The sequence below is a fragment of the Pseudomonas sp. GL-RE-29 genome (genome assembly GCF_019947275.1).
GTDB classification, from domain to species: Bacteria; Pseudomonadota; Gammaproteobacteria; order Pseudomonadales; family Pseudomonadaceae; genus Aquipseudomonas; species Aquipseudomonas fluorescens_A.
In genome coordinates this window covers 63,691-76,846 of the sequence record NZ_JAGYGD010000006.1, presented here as the reverse complement: position 1 = coordinate 76,846, position 13,156 = coordinate 63,691, and the positions used below count along the sequence as shown (strand labels likewise).

Annotated in this window: 14 protein-coding genes; 9 read left to right on the top strand and 5 right to left on the bottom strand. The window is 57.6% G+C overall.

Features of this window, described 5'->3' with window-relative positions:
* Nucleotides 1-108: 108 nt before the first annotated feature.
* Nucleotides 109-567, top strand: a complete 459-nt coding sequence (locus tag KGB21_RS07475; protein ID WP_034146337.1) for an REP-associated tyrosine transposase — start codon at nt 109-111, stop codon at nt 565-567.
* Between the two features lie 101 nt (nt 568-668).
* Here KGB21_RS07475 and KGB21_RS07470 read toward each other — a convergent pair whose 3' ends face one another.
* Nucleotides 669-1,274, bottom strand: a complete 606-nt coding sequence (locus KGB21_RS07470) for a TetR/AcrR family transcriptional regulator (RefSeq protein ID WP_034146338.1) — start codon at nt 1,272-1,274, stop codon at nt 669-671.
* Between the two features lie 133 nt (nt 1,275-1,407).
* Here KGB21_RS07470 and KGB21_RS07465 point away from each other — a divergent pair, with 133 nt between their 5' ends.
* Nucleotides 1,408-2,322, top strand: a complete 915-nt coding sequence (locus KGB21_RS07465; protein ID WP_223504514.1) for a DUF808 domain-containing protein — start codon at nt 1,408-1,410, stop codon at nt 2,320-2,322.
* A 156-nt stretch (nt 2,323-2,478) separates the two neighbouring features.
* Here the strand turns inward: KGB21_RS07465 and KGB21_RS07460 are convergent, their stop codons facing one another.
* Both KGB21_RS07460 and KGB21_RS07455 read right to left on the bottom strand, forming a co-directional pair.
* Entirely contained in the window at nt 2,479-3,267 is a 789-nt protein-coding gene (locus tag KGB21_RS07460; RefSeq protein ID WP_034146340.1) for a VacJ family lipoprotein, read from the bottom strand.
* The gene (locus tag KGB21_RS07455; protein WP_223504512.1) at nt 3,260-4,558 is read right to left on the bottom strand and encodes a serine/threonine protein kinase; all 1,299 of its coding nucleotides are present in this window, start codon (nt 4,556-4,558) and stop codon (nt 3,260-3,262) included. Before KGB21_RS07455 ends, KGB21_RS07460 begins: the two co-directional genes overlap by 8 nt.
* Nucleotides 4,559-4,783: 225 nt before the next feature.
* On the opposite strand from KGB21_RS07455, the gene KGB21_RS07450 reads away from it, so the two are divergent.
* Nucleotides 4,784-5,152: a hypothetical protein gene (locus KGB21_RS07450; protein WP_034146342.1), complete on the top strand. Its 369-nt coding sequence runs from the start codon at nt 4,784-4,786 to the stop codon at nt 5,150-5,152.
* 77 nt (nt 5,153-5,229) lie between these two features.
* On the opposite strand, the gene KGB21_RS07445 is transcribed toward KGB21_RS07450, so the two are convergent.
* Complete coding sequence (locus KGB21_RS07445) at nt 5,230-6,825, bottom strand: beta-1,6-glucan synthase (protein WP_034146343.1); 1,596 nt, start codon at nt 6,823-6,825, stop codon at nt 5,230-5,232.
* Between the two features lie 34 nt (nt 6,826-6,859).
* On the opposite strand from KGB21_RS07445, the gene KGB21_RS07440 reads away from it, so the two are divergent.
* From KGB21_RS07440 to KGB21_RS07425, 4 genes are all read left to right on the top strand, one after another.
* Nucleotides 6,860-7,021 carry a hypothetical protein gene (locus tag KGB21_RS07440; protein ID WP_223504510.1) on the top strand — a complete coding sequence of 54 codons (162 nt, stop codon included), beginning with the start codon at nt 6,860-6,862 and terminating at the stop codon, nt 7,019-7,021.
* A 103-nt stretch (nt 7,022-7,124) separates the two neighbouring features.
* On the top strand, nt 7,125-7,976 hold the full coding sequence (locus KGB21_RS07435) for a glycine betaine ABC transporter substrate-binding protein (RefSeq protein ID WP_034146344.1): 852 nt from the start codon (nt 7,125-7,127) through the stop codon (nt 7,974-7,976).
* 251 nt (nt 7,977-8,227) lie between these two features.
* Nucleotides 8,228-8,539 (top strand): DUF485 domain-containing protein, encoded by a 312-nt coding sequence (locus tag KGB21_RS07430; RefSeq protein ID WP_008061165.1) that lies wholly within the window; start codon nt 8,228-8,230, stop codon nt 8,537-8,539.
* The gene (locus KGB21_RS07425) at nt 8,536-10,194 is read left to right on the top strand and encodes a cation acetate symporter (protein ID WP_034146345.1); all 1,659 of its coding nucleotides are present in this window, start codon (nt 8,536-8,538) and stop codon (nt 10,192-10,194) included. Before KGB21_RS07430 ends, KGB21_RS07425 begins: the two co-directional genes overlap by 4 nt.
* 571 nt (nt 10,195-10,765) lie before the next feature.
* On the opposite strand, the gene gltA is transcribed toward KGB21_RS07425, so the two are convergent.
* Complete coding sequence (gltA, locus tag KGB21_RS07420) at nt 10,766-12,055, bottom strand: citrate synthase (protein WP_017337241.1); 1,290 nt, start codon at nt 12,053-12,055, stop codon at nt 10,766-10,768.
* Nucleotides 12,056-12,418: 363 nt separating this feature from the next.
* Here gltA and sdhC point away from each other — a divergent pair, with 363 nt between their 5' ends.
* Nucleotides 12,419-12,793, top strand: a complete 375-nt coding sequence (gene sdhC, locus KGB21_RS07415; RefSeq protein ID WP_016773673.1) for a succinate dehydrogenase, cytochrome b556 subunit — start codon at nt 12,419-12,421, stop codon at nt 12,791-12,793.
* On the top strand, nt 12,787-13,155 hold the full coding sequence (gene sdhD / locus KGB21_RS07410) for a succinate dehydrogenase, hydrophobic membrane anchor protein (RefSeq protein WP_034146346.1): 369 nt from the start codon (nt 12,787-12,789) through the stop codon (nt 13,153-13,155). The genes sdhC and sdhD overlap by 7 nt, the downstream gene beginning before the upstream one ends.
* Nucleotide 13,156 lies beyond the last annotated feature (1 nt).

Sequence of the window (13,156 nt, the reverse complement as noted above, 5' to 3'; positions counted from 1 at the left end):
GCCTGCTCGCGATAGCAATCTACCAGACACATCTCGCCAAAGGTTTGCCCTACCCACTTGAATCCGCAGAGCTAGCCTTCTCATGACCTGATCTTGGGAGGCAAAGGAATGCCCGATCTACCTGCTGCACACCGATTGCGAGTCGGACGCTATGCCGAAGCCAATCGAATCTATCTGTTAACCACCAACACTCTTCACAGGACCCCGGCTTTCAGGGATTTCACCTTGGGCAGGTTAGTGGTCGATCAGTTTCGAAATGCACAGAATCTTGGGCTGGCGCATTCATTGGCATGGGTTGTCATGCCCGACCACTTTCACTGGTTGATTGAATTGCAGCAGGGATCTTTGAGTGAGCTGATGCAAAAGACCAAGTCAATGAGTACCAAGGCGGTTAGGCAGGTTAACGGTCAAAGCAACTTTTTCTGGCAGAGAGGCTTTCATGACCGGGCACTGCGGCGGGAGGAGGATTTGGTGAAGATGGCTCGGTACGTGGTGGCCAACCCTTTGCGGGCTGGACTGGTGGATAAGCTTGGCGACTATCCGTTGTGGGATGCAGTTTGGGTTTGAGCTGGAACCGAGTGGCCTTCCTCGCGAGCAGGCTCACTCCTACAGGGAACGCATTTCAATGTAGGAGTGAGGCTGCTCGCGAAAAGCCGCACCGCGGTGTATCAGTCCGCCTCACACCCCTTCAACACCAACCGAATAATCGTCTGCGCCGCCGCTTCATAGTCCTCTTCATCGAGCTTGGCCTTGCCGGTGATGGCGCTGATTTGCCAGTCGAAGTCGGCGTAGGTCTGGGTGGCGGCCCAGATGCTGAACATCAGGTGATTGGGGTCGATCGGGGCGATCTGGCCGCGGTCGATCCAGGTCTGGATGCAGTCGATGTTGTGCTTGGCCTGGCCGTTGAGCTGATCGACCAGGTCGGTGCTCAGGTGCGGGGCGCCGTGCATGATTTCGCTGGCGAACACTTTGGAGGCGAACGGCAAGTCGCGGGAGATGCGGATTTTCGAGCGGATGTAGCCGCTCAGCACTTCACTGGGCACGCCGTCCGGGTTGAACGGCGTCGATGCCTGCAGGATTGGCTCGATGATACTTTCCAGGACCTCGCGGTAGAGGTTTTCCTTGGATTTGAAGTAGTAGTAGACATTCGGCTTGGGCAATCCCGCCTTGGCTGCGATATCGCTGGTTTTGGTCGCAGCGAAGCCCTTGTCGGCAAATTCTTCACTGGCGGCACGCAGGATCAGTTGTTTGTTGCGCTCGCGGATAGTGCTCATAAACCAGGTGGTTCCTTGCCTGTTCTGGCGGTTGCGCATGGTATCACCGGCCTTCGGCAGCGCTCAAGAATGCGCCGTGCGGCGCTCGGCCGCGCTATGCTGCACGGCATTCATTCAAGAAGGAACCCGATTCATGGCAGGAAGCAGTTTGCTGGTGCTGATCGACGACATCGCCGCCGTGCTGGACGATGTGGCGTTGATGACCAAAATGGCCGCCAAGAAGACTGCCGGCGTGCTCGGCGATGATCTGGCGCTCAATGCCCAGCAGGTCAGCGGTGTGCGCGCCGAGCGGGAAATCCCGGTGGTCTGGGCGGTCGCCAAGGGCTCATTTATCAACAAGCTGATCCTGGTGCCGTCGGCATTGGCCATCAGCGCGTTCATTCCGTGGCTGGTCACGCCCTTGTTGATGCTCGGCGGCGCTTACCTGTGTTTCGAGGGCTTCGAGAAACTCGCTCACAAGTTCCTGCACAGCAAGGCTGAAGATCAGGCCGAACATGCCGAATTGGTCGAGGCAGTGGCGGATCCGGCGGTCGATCTGGTGGCGTTTGAAAAAGAAAAGATCAAGGGTGCCATTCGCACCGATTTCATTCTCTCGGCGGAAATCATCGCGATCACCCTCGGCGTCGTGGCCGACTCGGCGCTGACCCAACAAGTCGTGGTGCTCTCGGGTATCGCGATCGTCATGACCATCGGCGTTTATGGGCTGGTGGCGGGCATCGTCAAGCTCGATGACCTGGGCCTGTGGCTGACCCAGAAGCCTGGGCAAGTGGCCAAAAGCATCGGCAGCGGGATTTTGCGCGCGGCGCCGTACATGATGAAAAGCCTGTCGGTAATCGGCACGGCGGCGATGTTCCTGGTCGGTGGCGGGATTCTCACCCACGGCGTACCGGTGGTGCATCACTGGATTGAAAGTGTCAGCGCAGGGGCGGGCGGTGCCGGATTCATCGTGCCGACGTTACTTAATGGGGTGGCGGGGATTGTGGCAGGGGCGGTGGTGTTGGCGGTGGTGATGGTTGTCAGCAAGATCTGGCGCGCGATCAAAGGCTAAAAATTGTAGGAGCCGGCTTGCTGGCGATGGGGCTTGAGTCTTGCGTGGTTCTTACGAACGCCATCGCTGGCAAGCCAGCTCCTACAGGTGATTTCTACAAGGTATGAAAAAGGCCATTCGATTCGCATCGAATGGCCTTTTTTGTTGCCGCCGAAATTACTCGGCAATCTGCAACTTGCGTGACTCTGTGTACACGTAACGCACCTTCTCGTACTCGAACGGCGAGTTCAGCTGGCCGTAGCGGAAACTGGTCTGGTAGCGCTTGTCGATGCCACGCAGGATCCAGACTTCCGGATGGTTGGAGCTGACTTCGGCCACGTTGAGGAAGTTGATCGCATTCTCGGCGCTGTAATCCACCAGCAGGCCGCCGGTATCACGCAGGTTCGACGGGCCGAGGATCGGCAGCACGAAGTAGGCGCCGCCCGGAACACCATAGAAGCCAAGGGTCTGGCCGAAGTCTTCGCTCTGGCGCGGCAGGCCCATGGCGGTGGCCGGGTCCCACAGACCGGCGATGCCGATGGTGGTGTTGAGCAACAGTCGACCGGTGATTTCCAACGAACGCTGGCCTTTGAACTGCAACAGGCTGTTCAGCAGGTTCGGTACGTCGCCGAGGTTGTTGAAAAAGTTGCTGACACCGGTGCGCAAGAAGCTCGGCGTGATGTAGCGATAACCGTCGACCACCGGAAGGAACACCCATTGGTCGAACCGGTAGTTGAAGTGGTAAACACGGCGGTTCCACTCTTCCAGCGGGTCGTAGACGTTCAGGGCGCTGAGCGTCGAGCGTTCGAATTCGCGCTGATCCAGGCCCGGGTTGAATTTGAGTTTGCTCAGTGGCTCCTTGAAGCCGTCACTGTCGACGACCACCGGAGCATTGGCCTTGCTGTTGTCGGCGTTGGCCACGCCTGCACAGAGTAACGCGGCGATAAGCAGGAGGTATTTAGCCACGGAAGAACTCCAGCATGGCGTCGCTGTTGACGCGGTAGTTAAGGTTGCCGCAGTGGCCGCCCAGCGGGTAAACGGTCAGGCGATTGCCGAAAGTCTTGCGCAGGAAACCGAGGTCGCCCGGGCCGAGAATCACGTCGTCGGCGTTGTGCATGACGGCGATTTTCGGGCTGTTGTGCAGGTAATCCTCCAACGCATACAGGCTCACTTGGTCAATCAGTTGCAGCAGGCTGCCGCCATCGGTACGGGCGCGCCACATCGGGATTACTTGTTCGGTGATGTAGCAGTCGAAATCGCACTGCAGCGCACGCTTGAGGTACGGCGTGAGGCTGGTGCCTTCGGTAATGGGCGTTTTCGGTGGCGTGATCAGGCCACGACGATTGATCAGGTCCGAGGTGAAGGCAATATCGGCCGCCGAAAAGCGGAACGAGGTGCCGATCAACATGGCCATCTGTTCATTGGTCAGGTGCTGCTTGGAGTGCTGGAAGTCGTAGAGCAGTGCGTCGTTGAGATCGATGTAGCCCTTCTGCTGGAAGTAGCGGGTCAGTTTGTTCAGCACCAACTCATAGAAGGTGGTGGAGTTGTTGATGCCCTTGACCTCGGTCTGGACCAGTCTGTCCAGGTTGGTGATCGAGGTGTAGAGGTTGACCGGAGGGTTGAGCAACAGCACTTTCTTGAAGTTGAAGCTGCGGCGGGTTTCGTCCAGATGCGCGACGAATGCTGCATCCAGTGCACCCAGGCTGTAGCCCGTCAGGTAGTAATCGGTGACCGGCAGTTTCGGGTTTTGCGCCCGCACGGCCTGCATCACACGGTACATGTCTTCGGCGTCGTCCTTGGTGATGCCGGGCGTGGCAAAGCGTGAGGCGGAGCTGACGAAGTCGAAGCTGGTGGGCGACGACAGCTGCACCACGTGATAGCCGGCCTTGTAGTAGAGCTTTTTCAGGTATTCGTTGAGGCTGCTGTCATAACGCGCGCCGGTGCCGGCGATCAGGAAGATCAGCGGTGCGGGTTTATCCTGAGTGGCGATACGGTAGGTGAGTTTCTTTACCGCCCAAAAGTTGTCCGGCAATTCGAAGGCCCGCTCCGGTCGCAAGGTTAGGCTGCGGTCCGACTGTTCGATGTCATCGTCCAGCGGCAACTCCGGACGCAGGTCCGGCGGCGTCGTGGCAATGGTCGCCTCAAACGGGTTGGTCAAGGGATAGCCATAACTGTCGGCGTCGATATCGACCGCCAGTGCGGACGCACTCAATATAAGGCCGCCAAACATGGCGGCGAAGCGCAAGGATCGGAGCATGACTAAATCCCTTAGAAAAAGGTGCCGAATAAAGTTCGCAGGCTATGACCACCGGATTTGCGCCAAAGTGCAACGCATCGGCACCAAACAGGCCTAATTTCGAAGTAATAGTAGCTGGACGATACACTTTGCAGTGATTGAATGACTAGTTAAGTGTTGTTAGCGCTTGCGTAAGCTTGCCGGGCGATTAAGCTGGCCGCCGTTTTTCGCTTTTTGGAGTGCTCCATGTCCCGCCGTTTGCCCGTGATTCTGCTGCTTGTTTTGCTGCCATTGTGGCTGGCCGCCAGTTATGGCGCGCGTTATGGCTTCATGGAAGATGCGCAATGGGTTGGCATCTGCGTGGATGAGGCGAGTCGCTGGGAATGCCAGGTCCGCTCGAGTCTGGGCCTGATGATTCACTTCCAGGTATTGGGCTGGGGAGCATTGGCGGCTGCCGTGATCGGCTTTGTGTTGCCGGGCCGGGCAGGGTGGTGGCTGGCGGTGCTGGCACTGGTGTTCGGGTTTCCGGCGCTGGCGTTGTACAACACGACGATGGCGGTGTTTGCGGTGGTGATTGCGGGGTTGCGGTTGGTTCGAGAAGGCCGACGCGCCTGATGGAAAAAGATCGCAGCCTGCGGCAGCTCCTGCAGAGATCAGTGTAGGAGCTGCCGCAGGCTGCGATCTTTTGATTTTTACCTTTTGCGAACCCGCAAACACCGCCACAACGCGGCCACCATCAACACACTCACCAGCGCCCAACCCCAGGCCTGCTGGTTTTGCAAGCCTTCACGGAACAACTGCGGCGCAATGCCGGCACCGATGATGAAGGTCAGTAGTGCAATTTCCCGACGTGGCACGCTCACCGGGCGGCACAGATACACCAGTGCCGGCACGATGAAGGCGACACTCGGGAAGCTGCGATAGCGCGGATCGAACACCAATTCCAGCATCATCACCGCAGCAGCAAAACCGGCCACTGCCAGTATCCAGCCCGCCCGACGTTCCAACGCATTGAACGCCCAGCCACGCCAACCAGTACGCGGACTCAAAGTCAGTGCGGCGTGGGCCAGCACCAACACATTCAATGCGGTCAGCAAAGCGACCCACAGCCACTCGCTGGTAAAGCGTGTGGTGACCCGCGCCAGATCACCCCAGGCGCCAATCGAGCACGCGGCCAAGGCACCCAGCAGCGGTAGAACCAACGCGGAGCGAGTGTTGCGCACACGTCCACCGAGAATCAGTGTGCCAAAGAAGATAAACCCGCCGACCACCAGCCACTGCGACCAGTACGGCACGTTTGTTACCGGACCAGCCAGCACGCCTTTGTCCTGTCGGTCGGCATCGAACAGCCCCCAGTAACCGCCGACGGCACCTTCGCTGGCGCGTTTCCACGGTTGGTCGAAGGCTTCGATCAGGTTGTAGTGCCAGCCTTGCTGCTCGGCCATGGCGACAAATCCACGAATGAATTTAGCTTCGTTGACCCGGCTCGGCAGCGCAGTTTCACGCTGGCGGCCTTCGCTCGGCCAGCCGGTTTCGCCGATCATCACGTCCTTGGGTGCGAACTTGTTGCCGAACACCTGGCGCACTTCCGCCACATGTTGCAGCGCCGCGTCGATGTTCGACGGATCATCTTCCCAGTACGGCAGCAAATGGATAGTCAGGAAATCCACGGCCGGTGCGATTTCAGGATGCTTGAGCCAGAACTCCCAGACGTCGGCATAAGTGACAGGCTGTTTGACCTGGCTTTTGACTTTATTAATCAGCTTCGCCAATTGTGCGCCGGTGACTTCCTTGCGCAGCAGTGTTTCGTTGCCGACGATGACGGCGGTCACCACGTCGGCGTTGGCGTTGGCCGACGCAATCAGCAGGTCGACTTCCTTCGCGGTGTCCACCGGATTGCTGTTGACCCAAGCGCCGATCATCAACTTCAAACCGTGTTTTCGCGCCAGGTCGGGCAGGGCTTCGAGGCCGGTCATGGAGTAGGTGCGAATGCACTCGAAACTTTTCGACAGCAACCCAAGGTCGGCGTCCATGCGCTCGGGGCGCAAGTTGAACGGCACGTCGAACGGCGATTGGTCCTTGTCGAACGGGGTATAGGAGGCACATTGCAGCTTGTGCGTGGCGCTGGCGGCGTCCGGCAGAATCACCGGTTTACCGAGGCCGTACCAGAACCCGCCGAGGGCAAACAGCCCCAGGAGGCAGGCGAATAGATAAGCAGAAAAAGGAAAGCGCGATGTCGCGGGCATGATCAGGCCGTCTGGGAGCAAAGCGGCGCATGTTACCTGCATTTGTCCCGCGCTTGGTGCGCTGCATGATTTTGACATGCAAAGTTCGGGCGGATCGGCCGGTGCGTTGGCGCTGTTGCTGACTCATGGCGTTCTGATGTCGTTTCTCGATGCCTTGAGGTCGCTGGCAGAGCAGGTCGCCATGGGCGTCAGGTTGATTATCGGAGGCGTCAGTACCCTCGTTGATAAATCGCGCTGATGATCGAGTTTGCGGGTGGGGCGTGATGGGGGCGCTGTGCACCATAACTATACGTTGACGCGACTCGGCATCCGTCGAGCGCAGCACTTTCGGGGAAGTAACGATGAAGATGCGACGACTTTTAGGCGCAGGTGCCGCTCTGGTGCTTGCGATTGGCTCCACATTCGCCAATGCCGAGAACAAAACCCTGAGCATCGGTTACGTTGACGGCTGGTCCGACAGCGTTGCGACCACTCACGTTGCGGCTGAAGTAATCAAGCAGAAACTCGGATACGACGTGAAGCTGCAAGCCGTCGCTACCGGGATCATGTGGCAGGGCGTGGCCACCGGTAAACTGGACGCCATGCTGTCGGCCTGGCTGCCGGTGACCCACGGCGATTACTGGGCCAAGAACAAAGACCAGGTCGTCGACTTCGGCCCTAACTTCAAGGATGCGAAAATCGGCTTGATCGTGCCGGACTACGTCAAGGCCAAGTCGCTTGAAGACCTGAAAACCGATGACAGCTTCAAAAAACGCATCGTTGGCATTGACGCCGGTTCAGGCGTGATGATCAAGACCGAGCAGGCCATCAAGGATTACGACCTGACCGGCTATCAACTCAAGGCCAGTTCCGGCGCCGGCATGATTGCCGAGCTGACCCGTGCCGAAAAGAAAAACGAATCCATTGCCGTCACCGGTTGGGTGCCGCACTGGATGTTCGCCAAGTGGAAACTGCGCTTCCTCGACGATCCGAAAGGCGTGTATGGCGCGGCTGAAACCGTGAACAGCATCGGCAGCAAAGAACTGGCCACCAAGGCACCCGAAGTGGCCAAGTTCCTGAAGAACTTCCAGTGGGCTTCGAAAGACGAAATCGGCGAAGTCATGCTGGCGATCCAGGAAGGCGCCAAGCCTGATGCAGCGGCGAAGGATTGGGTCGCCAAACACCCGGAGCGTGTGGCTGACTGGATCAAATAACAGGCACCGCGCTTGACCCTGTAGGAGCTGCCGCAGGCTGCGATTTTTTGATCTTCGCTTTAAAAAGCCAGATCAAAAAATCGCAGCCTGTGGCAGCTCCTACAGTCATGTGGAAGGTCGGGAAATTGTTTCCTGCTGATAATTGGCAAATACGTCATGTGGTTCTAAGACTAAGGTCGTCTGGAACCTGCCCCGCAGCCGCATAGAGTGGATACCGTTCCAACTAAATCTGTGCTGCGAGGATAAAAACAATGAACGACAGCATTTACCTCTCGATTCAAAACAGCCCGCGCTTCAAGGAGCTGGTTAGCAAGAGGGAACGATTCGCCTGGATTCTTTCGGCGATCATGCTAGGGCTTTACTCCGGATTCATCCTTTTGATTGCTTACGGGCCGCATGTACTGGGGGCGAAAATCAGCCCTGAGTCATCGATTACCTGGGGCATACCGATCGGTGTCGGGCTGATTGTTTCGGCCTTCATACTGACCGGTATCTACGTGCGACGCGCCAACGGCGAATTCGACGACCTGAACAATGCGATTCTCAAGGAGGCTCAGCAATGATCCGGCGTCTAATGGCTCTATTGAGCATCGCAGCCTTCGCACCGGGCGCCTGGGCGGCTGACGCCCTGACCGGCGCCGTGCAGAAGCAACCGCTTAACGTGTCCGCGATTCTGATGTTCGTCGCATTCGTTGGTGCGACCCTGTGCATCACTTACTGGGCGTCCAAGAAAAACAAGTCGGCCTCCGACTACTACGCGGCGGGCGGCAAGATCACCGGTTTCCAGAACGGTCTGGCGATTGCCGGTGACTACATGTCTGCGGCGTCTTTCCTGGGTATTTCCGCGCTGGTGTTCACCTCCGGCTACGACGGCCTGATCTACTCGATCGGCTTCCTGGTGGGCTGGCCGATCATTCTGTTCCTGATCGCCGAGCGCCTGCGTAACCTGGGTAAATACACCTTTGCCGACGTGGCGTCCTATCGCCTTGGGCAAACCCAGATCCGCTCGCTGTCCGCCTGCGGTTCGCTGGTGGTGGTGGCGTTCTACCTGATCGCGCAAATGGTCGGTGCCGGCAAGCTGATCCAGCTGCTGTTCGGTCTCGACTACCACGTTGCGGTAATCCTGGTCGGTATCCTGATGTGCATGTACGTGTTGTTCGGCGGCATGCTGGCGACCACTTGGGTGCAGATCATCAAGGCTGTCCTGCTGCTGTCCGGCGCTTCCTTCATGGCGCTGATGGTCATGAAGCACGTCAACTTCGACTTCAACGCACTGTTCTCCGAGGCGATCAAGGTTCACCCGAAAGGTGAAGCGATCATGAGCCCGGGCGGTCTGGTGAAAGATCCGATTTCGGCGTTCTCCCTTGGTCTGGCACTGATGTTCGGTACTGCTGGCCTGCCGCACATCCTGATGCGCTTCTTCACCGTGAGTGACGCGAAAGAAGCTCGCAAGAGCGTGCTGTACGCTACCGGCTTCATTGGCTACTTCTACATCCTGACCTTCATCATCGGCTTCGGCGCGATCCTGCTTGTCAGCACCAACCCTGCGTTCAAAGATGCGGCTGGCGCGCTGTTGGGTGGCAACAACATGGCGGCGGTGCACCTGGCCAACGCGGTCGGTGGCAGTATCTTCCTGGGCTTCATCTCGGCGGTAGCGTTCGCGACCATCCTGGCAGTGGTTGCCGGTCTGACCCTGGCCGGTGCTTCGGCGGTGTCCCATGACCTGTACGCCAGCGTGATCAAGAAGGGCAAGGCCAACGAGAAGGATGAAATCCGCGTCTCGAAAATCACCACCATCGCTTTGGCGGTGCTGGCTATCGGCCTGGGCATCCTGTTCGAAAGCCAGAACATTGCGTTCATGGTGGGCCTGGCGTTCTCCATCGCGGCGAGCTGCAACTTCCCGGTCCTGCTGCTTTCCATGTACTGGAAAAAGCTGACCACTCGCGGTGCGATGATCGGCGGCTGGCTGGGCTTGATCAGTGCCGTTGGCTTGATGGTGCTCGGTCCGACCATCTGGGTGCAGATCCTGCATCACGAGAAGGCTATCTTCCCGTACGAGTACCCGGCGCTGTTCTCGATGATCATTGCTTTTGTCGGGATCTGGTTCTTCTCGATCACCGACAAGTCGACTGCGGCTGATAACGAGCGGGCGCTGTTCTTCCCGCAGTTTGTTCGTTCGCAGACAGGTCTTGGGGCGAGTGGGGCGGTTTCGCACTAAGGCTTGAAGCTTTTATATAAGTAACGCAGTTGTACAAGGTGCCCCGGTCGAGAGATCGGGGCATTTTTTATTGGGCGGTAATCGACCTGAATTTGGCGGGAGGACTCGATCTACTGTGGGAGCGAGCCTGCTCGCGATTGCTTTGTATCAGGCGGTGGTTTTTTTATGGTGTACATATCCATTCCTGCGGTAACGGCCACCTATGGTTTCGCCCTTACGGCGACTCACTTTTTTTTCAAGCGCCAAAAAAAAGTAAGCAAAAAAAGGCTCGCCCCGAGCGTCCGGCCCCTCGCTAAGGCTCGGCGTTCCTTCGCTCCGGTATTCATCCGGGGGCACTGCCCTCCGGTCTGCTTCGCTACGACCTACATGCAGCGTGTTCGACTGCGTCGAACGGCGCTGCGCGCCACTCCCCGGATGAACACCTCCACTCAGCCTCCCGAAGGGGCGGGTAAAGCAAAAGCCAAAGCAACAGCAAGATCAAAAGCAGCACAAACAAAAACGGCCTCCTGCTCTTTATATAAAGCAGGAGGCCGTTTCCGGTGCAACTCAACACGCTATAGCAAGAGAACTCTTACTTGCGGTCTTCCAGCTTGGTGATGTCACGCGACTCGTAGCCAGTGTACAGCTGGCGTGGACGGCCAATCTTGTACGGGCTGGAGAGCATTTCTTTCCAGTGGGAGATCCAGCCAACGGTCCGCGCCAGGGCGAAGATCACGGTGAACATGCTGGTTGGAATGCCGATCGCCTTGAGGATGATCCCCGAGTAGAAGTCGACGTTCGGGTACAGCGAGCGTTCGATGAAGTACGGGTCGGTCAGGGCGATCTCTTCCAGGCGCATGGCCAGTTCGAGTTGCGGATCGTTGTTGATGCCCAGTTCCTTCAACACTTCGTCGCAGGTCTGCTTCATTACGGTGGCGCGTGGGTCGCGGTTTTTGTAAACGCGGTGACCGAAGCCCATCAGTTTGAACGGATCGTTCTTGTCCTTGGCCTTGGCGATGTACTTGTCGATGTTCGAAACATCGCCAATTTCGTCAAGCATGGTCAGAACAGCTTCGTTCGCGCCGCCGTGGGCAGGGCCCCACAGTGCAGCGATACCGGCGGCGATACAGGCGAACGGGTTGGCACCCGAAGAGCCCGCCAGACGAACGGTAGAGGTCGATGCGTTCTGCTCGTGGTCGGCGTGGAGGATGAAAATCCGGTCCATGGCCTTGGCGAGCACCGGGCTGATCGGTTTGATCTCGCACGGGGTGTTGAACATCATGTGCAGGAAGTTTTCCGCGTACGTCAGGTCGTTGCGCGGGTACATCATGGGTTGGCCCATGGAGTACTTGTAAACCATCGCTGCCAGGGTCGGCATTTTGGCAACCAGGCGGATCGCGGAGATTTCGCGATGCTGCGGGTTATTGATGTCGAGGGAGTCGTGGTAGAACGCCGAAAGGGCGCCGACTACGCCGCACATGACAGCCATCGGGTGGGCGTCACGACGGAAGCCGTTGAAGAAAGTCTTCAGCTGCTCGTGAACCATGGTGTGGTTCTTCACGGTGCTGACGAACTGGGCCTTCTGCTCTGCGGTCGGCAGTTCGCCGTTGAGCAGCAGATAGCAGGTTTCCAGATAGTCCGACTTTTCAGCCAGCTGTTCGATCGGGTAACCCCGGTGCAACAAAATGCCGTTGTCACCGTCAATATAGGTGATCTTCGACTCGCAGGAAGCGGTCGACATGAAACCAGGGTCAAAGGTGAAGCGGCCCGTGGCCGTCAGACCCCGAACATCGATAACATCGGGACCAACGGTGCCGGTTAAAATGGGCAGCTCGACGGGGGCTGCGCCCTCGATGATCAACTGCGCTTTTTTGTCAGCCATGTGGCCTCCTATTTATGCTTGAAATCATCAGACAGACCCCCCACGCAGGGCCCGCACCACTATAGTGAGATAAATTCGAATGTCAATTTGCCTAAAGTCTTGCTCCAGAAGGCTTTAACCGCACTTTTTTCTCGAAATTGCCTGCCATTTACGCCTTTTATGTCAGTTGTGCAATCAGCTGTTTGGGTGAGGTCTTTGCGTTGTCATTAGTAGCCTAACTGTCTATACTCGGCAGCCGACCGCCAAGGGCTTTTGGGCTTGCTTTATTGGGGGTCGCCTCCCTGGGTGGTGGTTACCTGACCAGTGCACTCCCCAACAACTTTGCCCTGATTGTTAGGGGCTCTTCAGTGTGAAAAAAAAGCCGTGAAAAGCCAACGACCTGTAAACCTAGACCTAAGGACCATCAAACTCCCAGTCACTGCTTACACGTCCATTCTTCACCGTATCTCCGGTGTCATCCTCTTCGTGTGCCTTGCCATCATGCTTTACGCATTGGACAAGTCGCTGAGCTCCGAGGAAGGCTTCGGTCAGGTGAAAGCGTGTCTGACCAGTCCGCTAGCCAAGCTAGTGATTTGGGGCATCCTGTCCGCTCTGCTGTATCACTTGGTTGCCGGTGTGCGCCATTTGATCATGGACATGGGCATCGGTGAGACGCTGGAAGGCGGCAAGCTGGGCTCGAAAATCGTTATCGCCGTTTCCGTGGTGGTAATCGTTCTGGCAGGAGTTTGGATATGGTAACTAACGTCACGAACCTGTCGCGTTCGGGCCTCTATGACTGGATGGCGCAACGTGTGTCTGCGGTCGTTCTCGCGGCTTACTTCATTTTCCTGATCGGATACGTCGTGGCCCACCCTGGCCTCGAGTACGCCCAATGGCATGAACTGTTCGCCAATAACTGGATGCGTATCTTCAGTCTCCTGGCCCTCGTTGCCCTCGGCGCTCACGCCTGGGTCGGCATGTGGACCATCGCGACCGACTACCTGACGCCAATGGCGTTCGGCAAGTCCGCGACTGCAATACGTTTCCTTTTCCAGGCAGTATGCGGCGTTGCGATGTTCGCTTACTTCGTCTGGGGTGTGCAGATTCTCTGGGGTATCTGAG

Coding starts and splice junctions, on each gene's coding strand:
- KGB21_RS07475 (WP_034146337.1), top strand. CDS start 109: ATGCCCGATCTACCTGCTGCACACCGATTGCGAGTCGGACGCTATGCC.
- KGB21_RS07470 (WP_034146338.1), bottom strand. CDS start 1,274: ATGAGCACTATCCGCGAGCGCAACAAACAACTGATCCTGCGTGCCGCC.
- KGB21_RS07465 (WP_223504514.1), top strand. CDS start 1,408: ATGGCAGGAAGCAGTTTGCTGGTGCTGATCGACGACATCGCCGCCGTG.
- KGB21_RS07455 (WP_223504512.1), bottom strand. CDS start 4,558: ATGCTCCGATCCTTGCGCTTCGCCGCCATGTTTGGCGGCCTTATATTG.
- KGB21_RS07450 (WP_034146342.1), top strand. CDS start 4,784: ATGTCCCGCCGTTTGCCCGTGATTCTGCTGCTTGTTTTGCTGCCATTG.
- KGB21_RS07445 (WP_034146343.1), bottom strand. CDS start 6,825: ATGCAGGTAACATGCGCCGCTTTGCTCCCAGACGGCCTGATCATGCCC.
- KGB21_RS07440 (WP_223504510.1), top strand. CDS start 6,860: ATGCAAAGTTCGGGCGGATCGGCCGGTGCGTTGGCGCTGTTGCTGACT.
- KGB21_RS07435 (WP_034146344.1), top strand. CDS start 7,125: ATGAAGATGCGACGACTTTTAGGCGCAGGTGCCGCTCTGGTGCTTGCG.
- KGB21_RS07430 (WP_008061165.1), top strand. CDS start 8,228: ATGAACGACAGCATTTACCTCTCGATTCAAAACAGCCCGCGCTTCAAG.
- KGB21_RS07425 (WP_034146345.1), top strand. CDS start 8,536: ATGATCCGGCGTCTAATGGCTCTATTGAGCATCGCAGCCTTCGCACCG.
- gltA (WP_017337241.1), bottom strand. CDS start 12,055: ATGGCTGACAAAAAAGCGCAGTTGATCATCGAGGGCGCAGCCCCCGTC.
- sdhD (WP_034146346.1), top strand. CDS start 12,787: ATGGTAACTAACGTCACGAACCTGTCGCGTTCGGGCCTCTATGACTGG.